A 22,113-nucleotide genomic window follows, 5' to 3' on the forward strand; every position below is an offset into this window, starting at 1 on the left:
TATAAAGAAACCGACGCTATTTATTGGCGTAGTTTATGCCCTCTGATACTATGTACCGTTGTTCTACACTTGATAGGTAAGCATAATGAGCCGTAAAGACAGAATGTTATCCCAACTTGGAATTCGTCAGTGGGTACTTCATAAGCCTGCTGTGTTAAAAGGCGAGCATTCTGTTCAATTTCCGGATACAACACGTTTACTTATCATTACTGATGATACCGTTGATCTAAATAACGGGCTTTTCTCTGATATTTTTAGCGCCATGGGGATAGACAAAGACGAAATCTATTGTATTACAACAGATGATGTGAGCATGCTCACAGAATCATTTGATCTTCCCTGCTGGTTATTAGGCACTGATCTCATACTTCCCTCTGAATATACTTCTCTGAGAAGCCCTTCATTACATCAGTTATATTTTGATGCTGATGCAAAACGCGATCTTTGGAAACAAATCTATCAATATGAAGACCATTTCACTCTTAAACCCTGCTGATTTACCTTTAGCATGGCAAATTGAAAAATTAAGTCATTCATTCCCTTGGAGTGAAGAAACATTTTATAGTAACCAAGGAAGTCATTATTTTAATCTGAAAATTTGCATTGATAATATTATTGTAGGTTTTGCAATTACGCAATTAATATTAGATGAGGCAACACTTTTTAATATTGCAATCCATCCTGATTATCAGGGGAAAGGTTACGGCAAAGCACTTTTATTAGAACTGATTGAAACGCTTGAGAAAAAAAATATCACCACCCTGTGGTTAGAGGTGAGGGAATCTAATGAAAAAGCGTTCAATCTCTATGAATCTATAGGATTTAATTTCGTTTCAAAACGCAAAAACTATTACCCAACAAAGACAGGGAATGAAGATGCGATTATCATGGCTTATCCTATTTCTTTCTAATTAAATCTTTATTTAAGTTAAATTTAAAACGCCTTCTATTAGGCGTTTTTTTTATTTTATTTGAAGTATGAAGATTTTATTTTTTATTAATTGTATTTAAAATTTATCTTTATTTGTACTTAATGTAAATTTATCAAGTTAATTTCACTTTTGTCATTGTTTAATTTTAAAACGTTAGGTGATTATAACAGTGTTAAAAAGGTGAATGTTATTTAAAATAAGTAAATTGAGTATTTATTTTTGTTTTAAATAAAGTGATTAGTCTCTAAATATAGACAAAATTAAATCTAAATGACGGTGTGTTTATTTAGGAACTTATATTCAATCTCGAATTTAACCGAAAATAAATAGGCTAATTCGGGGCTTTATTAGTAACTCATAAAGTCAGTTTGTAAAATTTTTAGTAAAATGAGTATTTTGAGAGTATCAATGAAAACAGCGTTACTCTTATTACTTTTATAAAGCAATGGGCACGATTAATTTTTTCAAACACTAGGCATCACTCCCTCAAGCAGATAAAATAGTAACCATTGATTGTTTATACAGACAAGATAGGCGAAAATAAGCGCCAATTAAGATTAACTTACGGGTTGAATGTCTTTATAGTCACTTTAATTATTACTTATAGCAATATATCAGTGCCTTACATTCTCTCGTCTATCAACCAGAAGATCACCATTGATGTCTAATCCTATTTTTCAGCAAGAAGTTGCTCGTCGTAGAACTTTTGCCATTATTTCCCACCCCGATGCGGGTAAAACAACCATCACTGAAAAAGTGTTGTTATTCGGACAAGCAATTCAACGTGCAGGAACCGTAAAAGGCCGTGGTTCAAATCAGCATGCAAAATCTGACTGGATGGAAATGGAAAAACAACGTGGTATTTCTATTACAACCTCAGTCATGCAGTTCCCTTATGCAGATTGCTTAGTTAACTTATTAGATACCCCAGGGCACGAAGACTTCTCTGAAGATACTTATCGTACTTTAACCGCAGTTGACTGCTGTTTAATGGTAATTGACTCCTCTAAAGGGGTTGAAGATCGTACTCGTAAGTTAATGGAAGTAACGCGTCTACGTGATACACCAATTCTGACTTTTATGAATAAACTCGACCGTGATATTCGTGATCCAATGGAACTCATGGACGAAGTTGAAACAGAATTAAAAATTGCGTGTAGCCCTGTGACTTGGCCTATTGGTTGCGGAAAACTCTTTAAAGGGGTTTATCACATTCTTAAAGATGAAACTTATCTTTATCAAACAGGCCAAGGTCATACTATTCAGGATTCTCGCGTCATTAAAGGGTTAGATAACCCAGAGCTTGATGAAGCGATTGGTGATGATTTAGCAAGCCAATTACGTGATGAATTAGAGTTAGTATTAGGTGCATCTCATGAATTTGATCATGAAGCATTCTTAGCTGGCGAATTAACTCCAGTGTTCTTTGGTACGGCATTAGGTAACTTTGGTGTTAACCATATGCTTGATGGCCTTGTAAAATGGGCACCTGCACCAATGCCTCGTCAAACAGATATGCGTGAAGTTACCGCTTCTGAAGAAACGTTCACAGGTTTCGTCTTTAAGATCCAAGCCAATATGGATCCTAAACACCGCGACCGTGTTGCATTCTTACGTGTTGTATCTGGTATGTATGATAAAGGCATGAAGTTACACCAAGTTCGAATCAAAAAAGATGTGGTAATTTCTGATGCATTAACCTTTATGGCTGGCGACCGTTCTCACGTTGAACATGCTTATCCAGGGGATATTATCGGTCTTCATAATCACGGAACAATCCAAATTGGTGATACCTTTACTCAAGGTGAAATTCTGAAATTTACTGGTATTCCAAACTTTGCGCCTGAGCTATTCCGTCGTATTCGTTTACGTGATCCGTTGAAACAGAAACAGTTACTTAAAGGATTAGTACAGTTATCAGAAGAAGGTGCTGTACAGGTCTTTAGACCACTGGCAAATAACGATTTAATCGTAGGGGCAGTGGGTGTACTTCAGTTTGATGTGGTTGTTGCAAGACTTAAGAGTGAATATAACGTTGAAGCGATTTATGAATCCGTTAACGTTTCAACAGCTCGCTGGGTTGAGTGTAATAACGAGAAAAAACTCGAAGAGTTTAAACGTAAAAATGAACAAAACTTGGCACTTGATGGCGGCGATAACTTAACTTATATCGCACCAACAATGGTCAACTTGAATTTAACGCGTGAGCGTTATCCTGATGTTGAGTTTCATCAGACGCGTGAACACTGATACTCGTCATACTTCAAGGTGTAGCGTTGTTGACGGCGTTCATTCGCACTAGTCACATACTTATGTATGCTCCTAGCGACTTATTCACTTGTCGCCTAGCTACATCTTGAATTATTTAGAGTATCTACTCTTCTGCTTCAAGGTGTAGCGTTGTTGACGGCGTTCATTCGCACTAGTCACATACTTATGTATGCTCCTAGCGACTCATTTGCTTGTCGCCTAGCTACATCTTGAATTATTTAGAGCATCTACTCTTCTGCTTCAAGGTGTAGCGTTGTTGACGGCGTTCATTCGTACTAGTCACATACTTATGTATGCTCCTAGCGACTCATTTGCTTGTCGCCTAGCTACATCTTGAATTATTTAGAGTATCTACTCTTCTGCTTCAAGGTGTAGCTTTTAGAGTAAGAGTGTTGGCATACTTACAGTTGTAGCTTGAATTACTTAGAGTATTTAACTTAATGAAAAGGCTATATATTTTTAATATAGCCTTTTTTGTTTCTTCGTTTTTCTTTGTTAAATTTACTTTGTATATCACTAATATCCTGCCAAAAAGCCCTTCTTCATTTGGAATTACTCTCTTTTTTTTCTGTTAATATTATGCTCGTTTTTATACTTATTTATAAATATATGTAAAATTTATTATAGTTTTATTGGTTATTATTAGAATAAAATTATTAGGATTAGTCTTTGTTTGTTATTTTTTACTTTATTTAACTCAAATAGCTTATTAGTGTAATAGCTTGGATTGTTAAAATTTTGTAGTACTTCATAAAAATACAGATATTAAAATACACATATTTCCTATCGCCGTTATTGTGATTAGGGGGAGAGCAATGAAACAATATAAAACGCTGAAACTAGCGTTAGTAATGTCAATGGGCTTGGCTTTTGTCAGTATGGGTGCATCAGCTGAAACATCGTGGTATAGCGAAATCAATAACAGTGGGAATAACACGGGGTATTATTTAAGTGATACTTCTATCTCGAATAAAATTAAAGATACGTTATTACCAATGCAAGATATTGATAGTGAAAATATTTCTATTCGTACTGAGTTTGGACATGTTTTTCTTTCAGGTTTTGTTGATAGTAAAGCGCAAGAAGAAAAAATCTTACAAATTATTGAAAAAATTGAAGGTGTTAAAAGCGTAGACTCAGATGTAAATATCAAATCATAAAGATGATTTTCTTTTGTATCGTAAGATATTGTCTAATTTATTTGTACGAATACGTAAAAATAGTGACGTCAAAAAAATGTGCGGGTATCCTTTGATAAGTTGTATAAAGGAGACATTATGGGGAAGTATATACCTGTCACATTAAATAATATTACGGCACTCGAATTTCAATCCTCATTACCACAAGGCAAAGTCGCTTTAGTTTGTGAAGGCGGAGGTCAACGCGGGATCTTTACTGCGGGTGTCCTTGATGAATTTATGCGATCACAATTTGATCCCTTTGATATTTTACTTGGGGTGTCTGCAGGGGCGCAAAATTTATCTGCTTTTGCCTGTGGTCAGCGTGGATATGCACGTAAAATTATTAATCGCTATACAACTAATAATCAATTTTTTAATCCTCTTCGCTTTGTCCGAGGCGGTAATTTACTGGATCTTGATTGGTATATAGACACAACAGCCAAAGAAATGCCTCTTGACATGCCAACAGCGCTACGTCGTTTTGATACGGGGCGCGAATTTTATATGGTGGCAAGTCGTTCCGATAATTTTCAGGCAAATTATTTTCAACCCGATGAACCGACTTGGCTTGAGATAATCAAAGCATCCAGTGCTATTCCTGCTTTTTATCGTAATGGTGTCTTATTTCATGATGTTGTTTATCATGATGGTGGCATTAGTGATGCTATTCCTGTGAGAGAAGCTTATCGACGTGGCTGCCGTACTATCGTCGTTGTTCGTACTGTTCCTTCTGAATATCAATACACAACAGAATGGGTTGAGCGTATGGGAAAATGGTTTGAAAATAGCCGTTTACAGCGCTTTATGGAGATGGCTCAAGTGCATATCGAAACCTATACCGAGACAATTAAATTTATCCAATCTCCCCCAGAAGATGTTGTGGTTATTGAAATATATCCACCAACGACATTGCAATCTAGCGCGTTAGGAAGTCGTTTAAGTGCACTAAATCATGATTATCATGTGGGCAGACGTTGTGGGCGCTATTTTCTGGCAACAATTGGTCAGCACTTTTCTAAGAAAAAATTCAAACAACACGATAAAAAAGTCTTTAGTTTGTTTGAACAAGAAGCGAAGGCTGATAAAGCAGAGAATGCCTCTATAATTCAACAAGGAACTCGCAGCGTACACCCTGATGTGAGGCAGATTCAGAATGAATAAATTTATTGATACACACTGCCATTTTGATTTTCCGGTTTTTTATGATGATATTGCTAACAGTTTGTCACTAGCGCGTCAGGCTCATGTTGAAAAAATCATTATTCCCGCCGTTGCACGTTGGAATTTAGATGTTGTTGCAGAGCTCGCTAACCATCACCATCAATTATATTGTGCATTGGGATTACACCCTTTATATATCAATGAGCATACTGAACAGCATCTTTTGGAATTGGAACAAAAATTAAAAACGGCTTCTCGTTGTGTTGCTATCGGCGAAATTGGGCTTGATGATTATATGGAAAATCCCCAGTCAGAGAAGCAAGAGGCATTTTTAATTGCACAGCTTAAATTAGCGATTAAATTTGATTTGCCTGTGATCCTACATTCACGTAAAACCCACGATAAGCTAAGTGCACTTTTACGCCGTTATGATGTGCCTCGCAAAGGGGTTATTCATGGTTTTGCAGGAAGTCTGCAACAGGCAGAAAAGTTTATTCAGCAAGGCTATTTTATTGGTGTTGGTGGAACCATTACTTATGAGCGAGCACAAAAAACTCGCCGTGCAATTGCCTCGTTACCACTAGAATATCTGTTATTAGAAACAGATGCTCCTGATATGCCTGTAAGTGGTTTTCAAGGTAAACCTAATCGCCCAGAACGTATTCAGAACGTTTTTTCCCAACTCTGTGAGCTGCGTCAAGGATCACCAGAGGCGATCGCAGAGCAACTCTATCTCAATAGCCTACAATTATTTGGGCTCAACAATATTACCTAGCGCTTGAATGAAAATGCGGTTTATCTAAAGGTTAAAAACTCCCTAGCCTGTTCAACAAATGCATTTTCTTTTTTGTGTGATCTACTTCTCATTTATGACTTTTGTGTTACTTTTTTCAGACTCTATTTGTGATGGGTATTGAGGGTTCTTTTCTTAGACTAGGTATAATTATCCGGCAAAAAGAGTCAATAAGCTCTGGTTAGAGCGTTATTGATAATCCATTAAATTTTTATGTGAACAGGGATCCTTCAATGCAACTCATTATGAGCTTGGTCGGAATGGCAACATTAATATTGATAGCCATTCTGTTTTCCAGCAATCGACGTGCAATTAGATTACGTACAGTTGGTGGCGCATTCCTTATTCAGATTGGCTTAGGCGCATTTGTACTTTATTCAGATGGTGGTCGTAAAGTATTAATGGCTATTTCTGATGGTGTTAAAAATGTCATTGATTACGGTGAAAATGGAATGAGTTTTCTGTTTGCCGGCCTAGTATCAGACAAAATGTTTGAGTTATTTGGTGGTGGTGGTTTCGTTTTTGCCCTACGCGTGCTGCCTGTTATCGTATTCTTCTCTTCACTAATTGCTGTGCTGTATTACCTCGGTATCATGCAAATTGTGATTAAAATTCTTGGTGGTGGCTTACAGAAAGTATTAGGCACATCACGAACAGAATCGATGTCTGCAACAGCTAATATCTTTGTTGGGCAAACAGAAGCCCCGCTGGTTGTTCGCCCTTATATTGCAAGAATGACAACCTCAGAGCTCTTTGCTGTTATGTGTGGTGGTTTAGCCTCTGTTGCAGGTTCTGTGCTTGCTGGATACGCCAGCATGGGCGTACCGTTAGAGTATTTGATCACGGCATCCTTTATGGCCGCTCCTGGTGGTTTACTCTTTGCTAAATTATTGATCCCTGAAACAGAAACACCTGATGATCAAAAAGATGCACTTGATAAAATGGCAGATGATGAGAAACCTGCCAATATTATTGATGCTGCCGCTGCGGGTGCCTCTTCAGGCTTACAGCTTGCTCTGAACGTCGGTGCCATGTTACTTGCTTTCGTTGCATTGATTGCATTAGTTAATGGTATTCTTGGCGGTATTGGTGGCTGGTTTGGTTATGAGAATTTCTCATTAGAATTAGTGTTAGGTTGGATCTTCGCACCAATTGCTTTCCTTATCGGGGTACCTTGGAGTGAAGCAACTATTGCAGGCTCATTTATTGGACAAAAAATTGTTATTAATGAGTTCTATGCTTACTCTGAGTTTAGTAAATATCTACAAGAAGATGCATTAGTTGCAGGTTCTGGACTTATGGTGCTATCAGAGCAAACGAAGATAATCATCTCCTTTGCATTATGTGGTTTTGCTAACCTCTCTTCTGTTGCTGTACTGCTAGGTGGTTTAGGTGGAATGGCGCCAAACCGTCGTAAAGATGTGGCTCGTTTAGGAATGAAAGCTGTGCTAGCTGGTACACTTTCTAACTTAATGAGTGCAACGATTGCAGGATTCTTCTTTGCATTAACGGCAATGGCTGTTGTTGCTGCTTAATTGATTTTTAGTGTGAAGAGCAGATGGGTTTTGCCTATCTGCTCTTTTATGTTTGTTTTCTGTTGTAATGTTAACTACTTTTATTGTGTGAGATATTTCGCAATTTGTATTGAGTAGGGTCAATAGCAATATCATTTCATATTGATCACGCTTTTTTTGCGTTATAAAGACGACTTAAAAGCGCTATTCGAGTAACATTAAACCAGAAAATGACCTAATTGTGATATTGGTCACAATTTTATGTCATTGTTTGCAAGTTGCATTTAATTAGTGTGACGTAAAGCACATCTAATTGTTCCTTAGCGTGTTCAAATAAGATGTGCTGAAACTTCATGGAATGGCGAAGGCTCAATGACGGGTCGCCGAAGTGAGCATAGCGCGGTGAGAGGGAGCTCAGCTGTCGTTGTAGCGCAAGTTACAACAACATCTTCAAGGAACCAAGTCCGCTCGCCAACAAATTTAATCGCTAACCTTAAGCGTACGCCCAAAAGGGCTTGAGAAACATCGTTGGAGAGTTTTATGACAGATTTAACCGCTGCAGCGCGCCTTGCGCTGTCTTTGATGGATTTAACTACATTAAATGATGACGACACTGATGCAAAAGTGACTGCATTATGTCATCAGGCTAAAAGCCCAGAAGGCAATACAGCCGCTATTTGTATCTACCCACGTTTTATTCCGTTAGCACGTAAAGTGTTACGTGAACAGGGTACTCCAGACGTCCGTATCGCAACCGTAACTAACTTCCCTCATGGTAATGATGATTTAGATATCGCATTAGCAGAAACCAACGCGGCATTAGCTTATGGCGCAGATGAGGTTGATGTAGTTTTCCCTTACCGTGCATTTATGGCAGGTAACGAGCAAATCGGTTTTGATATCGTTAAAGCATGTAAAGAAGCTTGTGCAGAAGCAGGTTCTTTACTGAAAGTCATTATTGAAACGGGTGAGCTGAAAGATCCTGCACTTATCCGTAAAGCATCTGAAATTTCAATCAAAGCAGGTGCTGACTTTATTAAAACTTCCACAGGTAAAGTACCTGTAAATGCAACACTGGAAAGCGCTGAGTTAATGATCCAAGTGATCCACGATATGGGTGTTGGCAAAGAAGTTGGTTTCAAACCTGCGGGTGGTGTACGTACCGCTGAAGAAGCTGCTCAATACCTTGCATTAGCTAACCGCATTATGGGTGACAACTGGGTTGATGCCCGTCACTTCCGTTTTGGCGCGTCAAGCCTGTTAGGTAATTTATTAGCCACTTTAGGTCATGGCGAACAAAAATCGTCTAGTGGTTACTAATCCATTCGTGAAATACGCTCACTCTTCATTATTGTGGGCGTTACCAATGCTATAAAACCAGGAGGTTGCAGTGTTTCTTGCCCAAGAGATTATTCGTAAAAAGCGTGATGGTCATCCTTTAACTGAGGAAGAAATTCGTTTTTTCATTAATGGCGTCAGAGATAATACTGTTTCTGAAGGTCAAATTGCTGCATTAGCAATGACTATTTATTTCCACGATATGACAATGCCAGAGCGTGTTGCTTTGACATTAGCTATGCGTGATTCCGGTACAGTACTGAACTGGAAAAGCCTAAATTTAAACGGCCCAATCGTTGATAAACACTCAACTGGTGGTGTGGGCGATGTAACTTCACTGATGTTAGGGCCAATGGTTGCGGCTTGTGGTGGTTATGTTCCTATGATCTCTGGTCGTGGATTAGGCCACACAGGTGGAACATTAGATAAGCTTGAAGCAATTCCCGGCTTTGATATTTTCCCTGATGATGAGAAATTCCGCGACATTATTCGCAATGTCGGTGTTGCCATTATCGGACAGACTAATTCATTAGCACCTGCTGACAAACGCTTTTATGCTACCCGTGATATTACTGCTACAGTTGATTCAATCCCGCTTATCACTGCATCTATTTTAGGTAAAAAATTAGCTGAAGGCTTAGATGCATTAGTGATGGACGTTAAAGTGGGCTCAGGTGCCTTTATGCCGACTTATCAGAAATCTGAAGAGCTGGCTGAATCAATTGTTCAAGTAGCAAATGGCGCAGGCTGTCAAACTACGGCACTGTTAACTGATATGAATGAAGTATTAGCTTCTAGTGCAGGTAATGCGGTTGAAGTTCGTGAAGCAGTTCAATTCTTAACAGGCGAATATCGTAATCCACGTCTATTTGAAGTCACTATGGCGCTGTGTGTTGAAATGTTAGTATCAGGCCGTTTAGCGGATGATCGTCAACAAGCTCGTCAAAAACTACAAGATGTGTTGGATAACGGTAAAGCGGCAGAAGTCTTTGGTCGTATGGTTGCAGCACAGAAAGGCCCATCTGATTTTGTTGAAAACTACAATAAATACCTGCCAACTGCGGTATTAAGTAAACCTGTATTCGCTGAGAAAGCAGGATTTATCACTGAAATGGATACGCGTGCATTAGGTATGTCAGTTGTGACATTAGGTGGTGGTCGTCGTAAAGCAACTGATGCTATTGATTATAGTGTTGGCTTAAGCGACATCGTAGCGCTTGGTGCTGAAATCAATACAGATACACCTTTAGCGATGATCCATGCTAACAGTGAAAAATCATGGCAAGAAGCTGCGGCTGAAGTCCGTAACGCGATGGTAATTGGTGACAGCAAACGCGAAGCTTCACCAATGGTGTACCGCCAAATCAGCGAATAAGAACTCAATTACGATTTATAAGTGACATATCCGTGGTCTACGGAGAATGACACAGGAGAGAGAATTATGAAACGTGTACATATCATGGTATTAGATTCCTTCGGTATCGGTGCTGCCGGTGATGCGGAGAAATTCGGTGACCAAGGTTCAGACACTTTAGGGCACATCGCACAAGCGTTTGCTGACGGTAAAGCAGATAGAGAAGGTCGTAAAGGTCCTCTTCATTTACCTAATCTTTGCCGTTTAGGTTTAGGTAAAGCTGCGGAAGAATCAACAGGTAAATTCCCTATTGGTTTAGATAAAGACGCAGATATTATCGGAGCTTATGGCTACGCGAGTGAAATCTCTTCTGGTAAAGATACTCCGTCAGGCCACTGGGAAATCGCAGGTGTTCCTGTTCTGTTTGATTGGGGATACTTCAAAGAACTGAAAAATTCATTCCCACAAGAACTGTTAGAAAACATCGTTAAACGTGCAAAATTACCAGGTTATTTAGGTAACTGCCACGCATCTGGTACAGTCATTTTGGATGAACTGGGTGAAGAGCATATGAAAACCGGTAAGCCGATTTTCTATACCTCTGCTGACTCTGTATTCCAAATTGCATGTCATGAAGAAACTTACGGTTTAGATGAATTATATGAGCTGTGTGAAATTGCTCGTGATGAACTAAACAAAGGCGATTACAACATTGGTCGTGTTATTGCGCGTCCATTTATCGGCGATAAACCGGGTAACTTCGCTCGTACAGGTAACCGTCATGATCTAGCGGTTGAGCCACCTGCACCAACTATGTTGAAAAAACTGGTTGATGAAAAACAAGGCCACGTTGTTTCTATCGGTAAAATTGCTGACATCTATGCAAACGTAGGTATCACGAAAAAAGTGAAAGCGACGGGTATTAATGCTCTGTTTGATGCGACACTTGAAGAAATGAAACTCGCGGGCGACAACACAATTGTATTCACCAACTTTGTTGACTTTGACTCCTCTTACGGCCACCGTCGTGATGCTGTAGGTTACGGTGAAGCACTTGAGTTATTCGACCGTCGTTTACCAGAATTAATGGAACTGGTAAAAGAAGATGACATTCTTATCTTAACAGCAGACCACGGTTGTGACCCAACTTGGCCAGGTTCTGATCATACTCGTGAGCACATCCCAGTTCTTGTTTATGGTCCAAAAGTTAAACCAGGTTCATTAGGTCATCGTGAAACCTTCGCTGATATCGGCCAAACTGTTGTTAAATACTTCGGTTTATCTCCAGTCGATTATGGTAAGGCAATGTTTTAATTTTACTTCGGTAGGTATAGCAATATGCCTACCGAATTATATTTAAATAGTAAAAAGATAAATTAAAAGGAAGAATTATGGCTACCCCTCATATTAACGCAGAAATGGGCGATTTTGCTGATGTCGTTTTAATGCCGGGCGACCCGCTTCGTGCTAAATACATCGCTGAAACTTTTTTACAAGACGTGCGTCAGGTAAATAATGTTCGTGGTATGTTAGGTTTTACAGGTACGTATAAAGGCCGTAAAGTTTCTGTAATGGGCCACGGCATGGGTATTCCTTCCTGCTCAATTTACGCAAAAGAATTAATTACAGATTTCGGCGTGAAAGTTATCATCCGTGTTGGTTCATGTGGTGCAGTATTACCTGATGTTGAACTGCGTGATGTTGTTATCGGTATGGGCGCATGTACTGACTCTAAAGTTAACCGTCTGCGTTTCAAAGACCAAGACTTCGCTGCTATCGCGGATTACCAATTAGTTCAAAATGCTGTTGATGCAGCAAAAGCGAAAGATATTAAAGTTCGCGTTGGTAATATCTTCTCTGCTGATCTGTTCTACTCTCCAGATCCAGAAATGTTTGATGTAATGGAAAAATACGGCATCCTAGGTGTTGAAATGGAAGCAGCAGGTATCTACGGTGTTGCAGCTGAATACGGCGCAAAAGCACTGACTATCTGTACTGTATCTGACCACATCAAAAAAGGTACACAGACCACAGCAGAAGAGCGTCAAACTACCTTTAATGAAATGATTGAAATTGCATTAGAATCTGTTCTGTTACTAGAAGACTAATCAATACATTTCGTTGCTTAAAAATAATAAAAAACCCAATTTTTAAATTGGGTTTTTTATGTCTAATTAATAAAGCTAGAAACTAGGGAGCATAAATATACGTTTCTAAGTAAGGATCCATTTTGATGGCATAATTTTTGATATTATCCAAACTTGGTGATAATGGCTCTTTACACTCTTTCTTACTGATAATGTTATTGTCTTTATAAACAATAATGCCGTTAAAATTCCAACCTCTCCCTTCGCCGTCATAAACGACGTAGCTATAGTTTCCATTCTTAAAACGAACATAGGTCGATGCCCCTGCAACAAACATCTGATGCCCATAAAAGACATTATTATTGGGCTGTTGAGGCACTGGTAGTGTTATCTCTGTTTTAGCAAGTGTGCCATAACGATAAACAGGTGGCTTTCCATGTTCAACGAACACGCTGACATACTTACCATTTTCAAGTTGGCAGGTAAATTCTTCAGCATGGATATTTGCGGATAATAATACGAATACAGCAGCAATAGTGATATGCGTTTTCATATTGTATTCTCCTTTAATTACCTACTCTATTACCTTAAGTATCGGCAAAGAACACAAAATATGTAGAGTAAATATTCTGATTATTTAGTTAGGTTACTAATTTTCATTTTAACCAATATTTACATTATTACTAGAATAATCAACTGTGATAATTTCTTTGTTTATATTTTCACTGAGCGCTATCTATGAACTTAGTCTTAACCCATATTTTGTACCTAATTATGGTTAAAATTAGAATTAATTTGCTGATTATGAAAAATATAGTAGTGTTTTCGTTCGATTTTATTCGTTGTAATTAAATTAAATGTAATTTTTGCTGTACCAATTGTGGAAATAACAGATTAATTCAATTAATTAAATTAAGAATTAAGCAATATCAGTTGGTTAGCATGTTATTATTATATTTTGATTATATTTCAAATAGTTAATAGTATTGCAGGTGATTATTTTTGTTTATAGCATTATTTTCACTGTGATGTCAGTCACATAAGCATATAAATGAAATAATAACATCTGTAAATTTAACTTTCCGAAGATTTCTATTGTATTGATATTAAATAATATATTTTGTTTTATGTGGTTGCCAACAGAACTTATGTGATCGCATGAAGCACTAACTAATTTAATTAGAAAATGTATAGTATTGCTATGCAATCAATTTAAATTTTTGTCGGTTTCTATTTGGAGAATATAGTGAAAAATCAAGATTTATTAGGTCTATCTTCTGCTAACATTCTGAATGCGGAATTTGAGAAGAAATACCACGACGTTATTGCTCACTTTTTCAGCCGAGATCCGAAGTATTGGCCGATATTTCAGGATAAAACAATCCAATCGATTACACAGTTTAGAAAAACAACAACTAATGATAATGACCAATTACGGCGTTACTCAAATGGGCAACAGCTATTCGATCGTTTAATGGCGGATACACAAATCCAGCAAAACATTAATTACCCAGAAAATGATCCTAATGAGCTACTTATGTTAGTTTCAACACTGTGTAAAAACTGGGAAAACCCATTAGCGGTTGAAAACGTTATTGCAATGCCAAGTGATCCCGGTGTTTATGGTTCAATGTTAGGGTTAATGGGCAACCCTAACATGGTGTATTGTGAATATTCAGGTGTCGCTGATGCGTTAGAAAAAGTGACAATCAAAAAAGTCGCTAAATTGGTTGGTTACGATCCTGAAGTTGCATCTGGTGTGTTCACTCAAGGTGGCACTATGTGTAACTTATATGGTTATCTATTTGGTTTACGCAAATCTATGCCTAATTCTAAACATTTAGGTATGGCAGCAGATCAAGATTATCGCATCATTAACTCTCAAGGTGGTCACTACTCAAATATGACTAACCTTGCTCTGTTAGGTGTTGATGTTGATAACAAAACCATCCGCATTAAAGTCTCTGAAGATAACACCATTAATTTAGAACACTTAGAACGTGAACTAAGAGCGTGCTTTACTGTTAAGTGCAAAGTGCCAACGATCATGTTAACTACCGGAACAACAGATACCTTTGGTGTCGATGATGTGAAAGGTGTTTGTGAGTTACGTGACCGTTTATGTGAAGAATTCGAGATCCCTGTTAAGCCACATGTACACGTAGATGCCGCAGTGGGTTGGCCGATTATCTTCTTCTTAGAATATGACTTCAGCAGTAATCCACTGGCAATTAACGATGTCACTTTAGAAGGTTTACGCCAAAATGTTGAGAAATTTAAACATCTGAAATATGCCGACTCTATCACTATCGACTTCCATAAATGGGGCTATGTTCCTTACACCTCAAGTTTAGTGCTGGTGAAAAACGGTAACGACTTCGTGGCACTGGAAAACGATCCTGAAAACTTCACCTATTTTGAGCATGAGTTAGAAGGGCAGACTCACTTACAATCTACTATTGAATGTACACGTAGTGGTGTGGGTATTTTTGGCGCTTATTCTGCAATGCATTATATGGGAATTGAGGGGTATCAAACCATTATTGCTCACTGCCTACAAAACGCGAACTACATGCGCCACCAACTATTAGAGATGGGTAACGCAAAAGTTATCGTTCCTCAAAACCAAGGGCCAAGTGTTGGTTTTAAACTGTATGATCCTAATTTAGTAAAAGATCCTAATGTTGCTTTTGATTTAGAACTGACATGTTCTACTGATAAAGAAGCGTATGACTTTATGGTTCATAACACACAGTGGCATAGAAAACTTTTCTTACAGCGTGGTAGAGAAGGGTTGTTTACTAACTGGGTGGATTCTATTGCCTGCTCTAAATATGCGAAAAATAACCGTTATGTTTATCTTCCGGGTGAAAAAGCAGTATTTATGAACCCAAATACTGAACGTACGCATATTGATAATTTTATGAAGATTTTAACTGAGATGAGTCAAGATCTGAGTTCGAAGAAAGTGGCAAAAATTTAATCAAATTATTGTCTGATTAAATAAAACAAACTGTACTTTAATAGAGAAAACTCATATTAAGGTACAGTTTTTGTTTTACAGGATAATAGTTGCAGATTATCTGAGTTGGCTATCTTTACTACCACGACGATTATACCCACTAAACGCATTATTCTTTTTATCGAACGCTTCTTGGCAATTTAAACAATAACGTACACCAGGAACGGCTTTTTGCCGAGCTGGAGAGATTGGCTTACCACATTCATCACAAAACTCTGCACTTTTACCTTGTGCCATTTGATTGCGAGCTCTTGCAATTGCATCATCAATGGTGGCATCTATTTGCTCTTGAACTGCACTATCATTAGCCCATCCACTTGCCATTATATTCTCCTATTTTAACAGTGAATATAAATACTATTATTAGGGTAATGGTGAAAAAATCAACAGAATAAAAGAGAAAATAGATTACGAAGATAGGGGAATAGAAATAAAAACCCCCTCATAAAGAGGGGGGAATTTCAGAGGCATAATACGTCGTTGTTATTGTTTTTGTTCTCTAATAAACAGAGAAATGATAAAGAAGAGGGCGACGAATATGATAATTAGGTTAAAGCCAACAGAAACATTATAGCTTTCTGAAACCTGACCGATTAATGAACCTGCTAACGCACCGCCCAATCCTGAAGCTACATAAATAAGTCCCATCACCGAGCCACTTTTGCTAGTTAATTTTGTGGCAACCGCTGCGGCTGTTGGAAATAGCACAGATAATGCAAAACCAAATACCATAAATAGATAAACAACATCTTGCACAAAGATACGGCTAACAATAATGGCAATAAGCGAGAACAGTGAGAATAAAATCAATGTCTTACGATCACCCAGTGCAAGGTTAATAAAGCCACCAATAAAATGACCGATAGTAAATAAGAATGCAAAACTAGAAATAACATAAGCGGCGGTTTCTGCTTTTTGTGCATTACTCATATTCCCAATATCCATAGAGGTATAGAAAATAGGGAAGAAGTTTAAGAACGCGGCTTCGGCTGCCACATATAAAGTGATAAATAAAATAACCAGCAACAGTGATTTTTGTGTCAGCAACTCTAAAAAGTCACTGAATTTCATATCGACTTGTGCGCTACTTTCTATTTTTAACGTACTTAATACTAAAATAATTACAGCAACAATAACGGCAACACCAACATAAAAGGTACGCCATGAAATAGAGTGTGAGAATAAATATTGTAAAATAAGAGGCGTAACAATCATCCCCACACCAAACATGGCGTTAGAGACGTTAAACATCATTCCTGCTTTCTCTTTATAGAAAGTTGGAATAACAGTAACGATAGAGACAAGCATTGAGCCAATCCCTAAACCAATGACCAGATAAAAGCCAAAAAATAGCATCACATTGAAAGCAAGGCTGGTTCCTGTTAAACCAACAGCCATCATTAATGAGCCAATAAACATCATGACTTTTAACCCTTTTTTATCGGTAAAATAGCCCGTTAATAAACTGGCGACTAAAAAGCCGATTTGGAAAAAGGTAATTAATGAACCTACTTGGCTCATATTTAATGAAATATCATGTTGAACTTGTTCTAGGATCAGCCCTTTTGTATTTTGAATGCCACCGAGTAAAAACATCGTGACAAACAGAAGGAAAAAGACTTTCCATTTTTGTTGTTTAGCCATAATTTGATCCTGATTTTCCGCGGTGTATTATTCTTTAATTGTGTTGTTGTTATAAGTGTTATTATTAGGTGTATTGTGTTCACCAATCGCATCAAATAATTCTTGAGTCGCCCATCCATAGCAATAATAAAGTAAGTCATCACAAGCACTCTCTTCTGCAGCAATAACGGCTTCAATTAATTGAGAGGCAGGCAAATTCCACATTTGAATACCGCTATAAATAAAGGTATTTGGCTGTGAAAGCTGGCGAACTTTATTATTTTGTTCTGCAACAAAGTGAATAGGGAAACCCTGCTGTTTAAAGGTTTCATATGAAATATCATAAGGTAATTCAAATAAACGTTTAAACGCAGTGAATGCCCGCTCTTGGCTTTCACTATCATGAGCAAAATGATTAATTAACCCTTGAACATCCGCCCCGCCCCCTAATTTGTGATAAGGGAAATGTTTAAGTGTTGATGAATAACGCGTTAATTCATGATAGTTCTGACCTAAGATCCAACTGTAAGCAGGTGGCCACAAATCGAGCCATAATGTAATTCCATCCGCCGTTTGTTTGGCATCAGACAGTAATTTCTCAACCAACTGAGTCACACTTTGTTGGCGAAATAGTTGCCATGCTTTTAACAGAGGCTCTTCTTTTAATGCTGTAACAGGCGTTTCAAAATCCCCTTGTTTTAATGAATCCGCTAAAGCCGTGAGGCGATGTTTGATTTCATTAACAGGTAAGCCTTGCTGTACCATTTTCTTTTCACAGTGAGGGCAAAAACAGGTAAATAATCCCGCTGGATTGACTTCTTTACCTGCCCAATCAGGGAAACGAATGCGGTCAATTAAAAAGGTGTCATAACCGTAGTTTTGTTTTAATGCTGTGAATGTCTTTTGCCATAATTGAGCAACATCAGGAGCATTAGGGCAGAGCCAATGTTCTTGTGGACGGCCTTTAAAATCGACAACCTGATTGTTTTCTACATTACCAATAAAATCGCCATTCAGAATATTTGCCCATGGAATGACTTTATATTTTCCACCATCGGTGGCTTTTTTTATCGTCATTAGTGGATCTGCACCCGCTAAAATAGTGGGATCGACCCGTTGGCTCAGACGAGGAAAATCAGTATGAGTATTGATATGTAGTGTACCTGTTCCCATAACTACACTATGAATAGGGTTATGAGGTAGATCGCCAACAGGATAAGGGTTACGTTCAAAAATCGTATTAATTTCGACAAATAAATGCTCAACATGCTTCATATCGTCAAGGCGTTGAAGAATAGCGGGCATGCCTTCATCTAAAATATCATGTGGGTGAAGATGTATTCCTGCCATGAGTTGCTCCCATCTCGTTTAAAGACTTTTTTATTAGGGTTATCTCAATTGGATCTCGGGCATAAATTGAATTGATGGATAAACCGTGGCTAAGGCGAGAATAGCAATGCCATAAAGCGGGCCTTTTTCCCATAATTCAGAAAGCTCGATATTCACTTTGGTGTTAGCAAATAAATGTCTATCTAGATTTGCCTGAACACGCGGTAAAAAGGTGTCAGCAGAGCGGGTGATCCCGCCTGTTAATACCACTTTTTCCAAATTTGCAATGGCGACTAAATTCATAATGCCGATAGCAAGATAATCAGCCATTTCTTCAACTAAGGATTGAGCAAGCGGATCACCTTGTTGTGAGGCTTGAATAATCTCAATTGCACTAAGATTTTCCCCTCGTAAGTTTGCCACTCGCTCACTTAAACCTGAGCCAGAGCAGAAACTCTCAAAGCATCCTTTATTACGCCAATTGCGAAAGAGATGGTCACGAGCAAACATCATATAGCCGATTTCACCAGCTGCATTGTTTGCGCCACGGATAACTTTTCCATCCATTAGCAAAGCGGAGCCTAACCCTGTGCCGATCCCAATCAGCGCACAACTGTGTGTATGACGGCAACGGCCTTTCCACATTTCACCGACAAGTGCTGCACGAATATCATTTTCGAGTACAACGGGTACATTGAGTTTTTCTGTAAGCTGTTGTGCTAGAGGTAAATTATCCCACTGAGGTAAGTTAGGGGAGCCTTCTAGTACAACACCATTTTTGATATCGATGATCCCTGGTGTGGCGACACCGATAACATTGATCTTCTGACGGTCTACACCGCTTTTCTCGATCACATTTTCAATACTTTGTGCAAATTGCGTAATAAAGTAATCACGATCGACAGTGTCAAAGGTAGGCTCTTGATATTCATACAACAATTCAGCATCTAAGTTAAAAACCGCATAAGCGATTTTGGTTCCACCTAAGTCAATACTGACACCTAAACTGTGTTGAGGATCGAAGTTAACTAAAATACCTTTTCTGCCTTGTCCTGCTGGTGAACTGACACCGCTCTCATAAACGATTTTTTCTTCAAGGAGATCGTTAATAATTTCAGACACCGTCGCTTTTGTAATTCCGCTAATTTTGGCTATCTGAGCCCGTGACAAAGGACCTTGATGACGAATGACATTTAATACAAGCGAGGCATTCATTTGCCGTAATGTATTGGGTACGTTCGGTGTCACGTTACTACTCCATTTGTTTAGAAACAAAACTAAAAGATGTTTTTTTTATATAAAATCGTCTGTGCTTGATAGTTATGCACCGTTTTATTTACTTTGTAAAGTATAAAGCGACTAATTAGTTTAGAAACCATCCTAAATGCGTTTGTGATCACAATTTGATGAGCCTGATTTGCACAATGAGATCGTCCAAAAGATCTTCAATGTATATATTTGTTGCACATATTCTTAGGGCAATAAAACGACTAGAATGAAATCAATATCTATTGAACTAAAGAGAAAATTAGCATGAAAAAAGGAATGTTATTAAAAGGGTTAATAGGAATGTTATTGCTATTCCCACTGTATTCACAGGCAGTAACATTAAGCGGTTATCTTGAGGTAAAACGATTATTAGCTTTAGATCATCCTTCTAATAAACAACTAGAATCAGTGACACAAGCGTATTTAAACGGTATTGCGAATGGATTTAATTTTTATGCTGTTGCCGTAAAAATTGAGAATCAAAATAACGATGATTTTCGACCTCTTTATTGTCCGCCTTCGAAAGTAGAACAAAATGGCGATTTTATGGTTAAGCATATCGATGCTTATTTAGATAAAAATCCTGAAGTGAAGAAAAAACAAAAAGAAACGCCGTTGGAGTTAATTTATATTTTGGCATTACAAGATGCCTATCCTTGCCATGCTGATGGAAGTGTCTAAACGAAAAATAGCCACAGTCCCTGTGGCTAAAATGATTTTGGTGTGCTCTTTTTCTTGTTATTTACTTCAGGTTGCCTCTCTCATAAGCTCCTTGATGGAAGACACTCAAGCCGTTGCTGCTTCAACTTGTTTTACAGGAACAAGATGACAACAATCGCTTTCACCAGTTTTTTCAAAGGTTGATAGACGGGTGATTAAGAGTGAATTCATGTCTGTTAATAATCCCTCTGCTTGCAGTTTTTGCATGATGCTTTCATCACAGTCATTGTTGTTTTGACGTTGATAAGCAACAGGCGTTACACCACGTAATACAGTCAATTGACCAGCAAGCGCGGGATTATCCGTTAATGCGTATACGTTGTTGTTTGGCATAAAGCGTGACAATAAGGTCACTGATTTGCCGTTTTCTGTTAATGCGGCAACGCTTAAATACTTGTCGTCATGAAAAGCCGTTGTGGCAGCAGCTAGTGCAATCCAACGACCAGTTTGTGAATAGTAAGACGGTGATTGCCAAGGATTTTCAGCATTAGCCGCAAAAGAGCGCTCTGCGCCTTCAGCTACGCGTGCCATTGCACTAACAGCTTCCACTGGATATTTCCCTGCCGCCGTTTCAGCTGACAACATGACGGCATCTGTTCCATCACCAACCGCATTCGCAATATCCATAACTTCTGCACGGGTTGGCATTGGGCTTTCAATCATTGATTCCATCATTTGGGTTGCCGTGATCACAGGGCAGCCTAATGCGCGACAGCGTGCAATCAATTGTTTTTGTGCGCCCGGTAAGCTGGCATCACCAATTTCTACAGCTAAATCGCCTCGTGCCACCATAATGACATCAGATGCTTTAATGATGTCATCCATATTTTCTTCACAAGAAACCACTTCTGCACGTTCAACTTTAGCAACGATTTTGGCGTGACTTCCTGCTGCAATCACTAAACCACGGGCATATTCAATATCTGCACCATTACGCGGGAATGAAACAGCGATATAGTCTGCTTGAATAGCGGCTGCTGTGTGTATGTCTTGCTTATCTTTGTCTGTTAATGCAGGTGCAGATAAACCACCACCGAGTAAGTTAATACCTTTACGGTTAGATAATTTTCCACCAACAGTAACGACAGTCTCTATTTTATTATTATTGACGGCGCTGACTTGTAATTGAATATTGCCATCATCAAGTAACAGAATATTCCCTGGTGTGACTTCTTGAACAAGTTGTGGGTAGTCCAAACCAACTTGTTGCTCGTCGCCTAATGTGCTGTCTAAATCTGCATTTAGAATAAAGCTATCGCCTTGTTTTAATTGAATTGAATCATTTTTAAAGTTAGCGATACGAATTTTTGGGCCTTGCAGGTCTGCTAAGATCCCGATAAATACACGATGTTTTTCTGCGACCTGACGGATAGTTGCGGCAGTGGCCTGATGCTGTTCGCGAGTGCCATGTGAAAAGTTTAAACGAAATACGTTAGCACCTGCCATAATCAGCTTTTCAATCATCTGTTCTGAACAGCTAGCTGGGCCAAGAGTCGCAACAATTTTTGTCTTACGCATA

The 22,113-nt window shown here is 38.5% G+C and carries 19 protein-coding genes; 13 read left to right on the top strand and 6 right to left on the bottom strand.

Annotation, left to right across the window (positions count from 1 at the left end):
• Window positions 1-85 precede the first annotated feature (85 nt).
• The 11 genes from GWJ01_RS08760 to deoD all read left to right on the top strand — a co-directional run bounded on the left by GWJ01_RS08760 (window position 86) and on the right by deoD (window position 12,652).
• Window positions 86-496: a DNA polymerase III subunit psi gene (locus tag GWJ01_RS08760; protein ID WP_109394180.1), complete on the top strand. Its 411-nt coding sequence runs from the start codon at window positions 86-88 to the stop codon at window positions 494-496.
• Window positions 465-911, top strand: a complete 447-nt coding sequence (gene rimI / locus GWJ01_RS08765; RefSeq protein ID WP_023582914.1) for a ribosomal protein S18-alanine N-acetyltransferase — start codon at window positions 465-467, stop codon at window positions 909-911. The genes GWJ01_RS08760 and rimI overlap by 32 nt, the downstream gene beginning before the upstream one ends.
• Window positions 912-1,592: 681 nt before the next feature.
• Window positions 1,593-3,182: a peptide chain release factor 3 gene (gene prfC / locus GWJ01_RS08770; RefSeq protein ID WP_109394179.1), complete on the top strand. Its 1,590-nt coding sequence runs from the start codon at window positions 1,593-1,595 to the stop codon at window positions 3,180-3,182.
• Between the two features lie 836 nt (window positions 3,183-4,018).
• Window positions 4,019-4,363 carry a BON domain-containing protein gene (locus tag GWJ01_RS08775; protein WP_109394178.1) on the top strand — a complete coding sequence of 115 codons (345 nt, stop codon included), beginning with the start codon at window positions 4,019-4,021 and terminating at the stop codon, window positions 4,361-4,363.
• 117 nt (window positions 4,364-4,480) lie between these two features.
• Window positions 4,481-5,545, top strand: coding sequence for a patatin-like phospholipase family protein (locus GWJ01_RS08780; protein ID WP_109402083.1), 1,065 nt, complete (start codon window positions 4,481-4,483; stop codon window positions 5,543-5,545).
• A complete protein-coding gene (locus GWJ01_RS08785) occupies window positions 5,538-6,320 on the top strand; it encodes a TatD family hydrolase (protein WP_109402082.1) in 783 nt (260 codons plus the stop codon). Before GWJ01_RS08780 ends, GWJ01_RS08785 begins: the two co-directional genes overlap by 8 nt.
• Window positions 6,321-6,571: 251 nt before the next feature.
• Window positions 6,572-7,873 (top strand): NupC/NupG family nucleoside CNT transporter, encoded by a 1,302-nt coding sequence (locus tag GWJ01_RS08790; RefSeq protein ID WP_075672698.1) that lies wholly within the window; start codon window positions 6,572-6,574, stop codon window positions 7,871-7,873.
• Window positions 7,874-8,392: 519 nt separating this feature from the next.
• The gene (deoC, locus tag GWJ01_RS08795; protein WP_064721106.1) at window positions 8,393-9,172 is read left to right on the top strand and encodes a deoxyribose-phosphate aldolase; all 780 of its coding nucleotides are present in this window, start codon (window positions 8,393-8,395) and stop codon (window positions 9,170-9,172) included.
• A gap of 70 nt (window positions 9,173-9,242) precedes the next feature.
• Window positions 9,243-10,565 (top strand): thymidine phosphorylase, encoded by a 1,323-nt coding sequence (gene deoA, locus GWJ01_RS08800; protein WP_109394174.1) that lies wholly within the window; start codon window positions 9,243-9,245, stop codon window positions 10,563-10,565.
• 66 nt (window positions 10,566-10,631) lie between these two features.
• A complete protein-coding gene (gene deoB / locus GWJ01_RS08805) occupies window positions 10,632-11,858 on the top strand; it encodes a phosphopentomutase (protein ID WP_098941894.1) in 1,227 nt (408 codons plus the stop codon).
• Window positions 11,859-11,935: 77 nt separating this feature from the next.
• Complete coding sequence (deoD, locus tag GWJ01_RS08810; RefSeq protein ID WP_036934279.1) at window positions 11,936-12,652, top strand: purine-nucleoside phosphorylase; 717 nt, start codon at window positions 11,936-11,938, stop codon at window positions 12,650-12,652.
• Between the two features lie 82 nt (window positions 12,653-12,734).
• Here deoD and GWJ01_RS08815 read toward each other — a convergent pair whose 3' ends face one another.
• Window positions 12,735-13,184, bottom strand: a complete 450-nt coding sequence (locus GWJ01_RS08815) for a hypothetical protein (RefSeq protein ID WP_109402080.1) — start codon at window positions 13,182-13,184, stop codon at window positions 12,735-12,737.
• A 693-nt stretch (window positions 13,185-13,877) separates the two neighbouring features.
• On the opposite strand from GWJ01_RS08815, the gene GWJ01_RS08820 reads away from it, so the two are divergent.
• Window positions 13,878-15,614 (top strand): pyridoxal phosphate-dependent decarboxylase family protein, encoded by a 1,737-nt coding sequence (locus tag GWJ01_RS08820; protein WP_109394172.1) that lies wholly within the window; start codon window positions 13,878-13,880, stop codon window positions 15,612-15,614.
• A 96-nt stretch (window positions 15,615-15,710) separates the two neighbouring features.
• Here GWJ01_RS08820 and GWJ01_RS08825 read toward each other — a convergent pair whose 3' ends face one another.
• The 4 genes from GWJ01_RS08825 to GWJ01_RS08840 form a co-directional block, all read right to left on the bottom strand.
• Entirely contained in the window at window positions 15,711-15,977 is a 267-nt protein-coding gene (locus tag GWJ01_RS08825; RefSeq protein ID WP_109402079.1) for a DksA/TraR family C4-type zinc finger protein, read from the bottom strand.
• 159 nt (window positions 15,978-16,136) lie between these two features.
• Window positions 16,137-17,297 (bottom strand): MFS transporter, encoded by a 1,161-nt coding sequence (locus GWJ01_RS08830; RefSeq protein WP_161710981.1) that lies wholly within the window; start codon window positions 17,295-17,297, stop codon window positions 16,137-16,139.
• Window positions 17,298-17,324: 27 nt separating this feature from the next.
• The gene (locus GWJ01_RS08835) at window positions 17,325-18,626 is read right to left on the bottom strand and encodes a hypothetical protein (RefSeq protein WP_161710982.1); all 1,302 of its coding nucleotides are present in this window, start codon (window positions 18,624-18,626) and stop codon (window positions 17,325-17,327) included.
• Window positions 18,627-18,665: 39 nt separating this feature from the next.
• A complete protein-coding gene (locus GWJ01_RS08840; protein ID WP_227003149.1) occupies window positions 18,666-19,853 on the bottom strand; it encodes an ROK family transcriptional regulator in 1,188 nt (395 codons plus the stop codon).
• A 285-nt stretch (window positions 19,854-20,138) separates the two neighbouring features.
• Between GWJ01_RS08840 and GWJ01_RS08845 the strand changes: the two genes are divergently transcribed.
• A complete protein-coding gene (locus GWJ01_RS08845) occupies window positions 20,139-20,555 on the top strand; it encodes a Rap1a/Tai family immunity protein (protein ID WP_161710983.1) in 417 nt (138 codons plus the stop codon).
• A 105-nt stretch (window positions 20,556-20,660) separates the two neighbouring features.
• Here GWJ01_RS08845 and pyk read toward each other — a convergent pair whose 3' ends face one another.
• Window positions 20,661-22,112, bottom strand: coding sequence for a pyruvate kinase (gene pyk, locus GWJ01_RS08850; protein WP_075672689.1), 1,452 nt, complete (start codon window positions 22,110-22,112; stop codon window positions 20,661-20,663).
• Window position 22,113: the final 1 nt, after the last annotated feature.

The organism is Proteus sp. G2618, from assembly GCF_009915995.1.
GTDB lineage: Bacteria > Pseudomonadota > Gammaproteobacteria > Enterobacterales > Enterobacteriaceae > Proteus > Proteus terrae.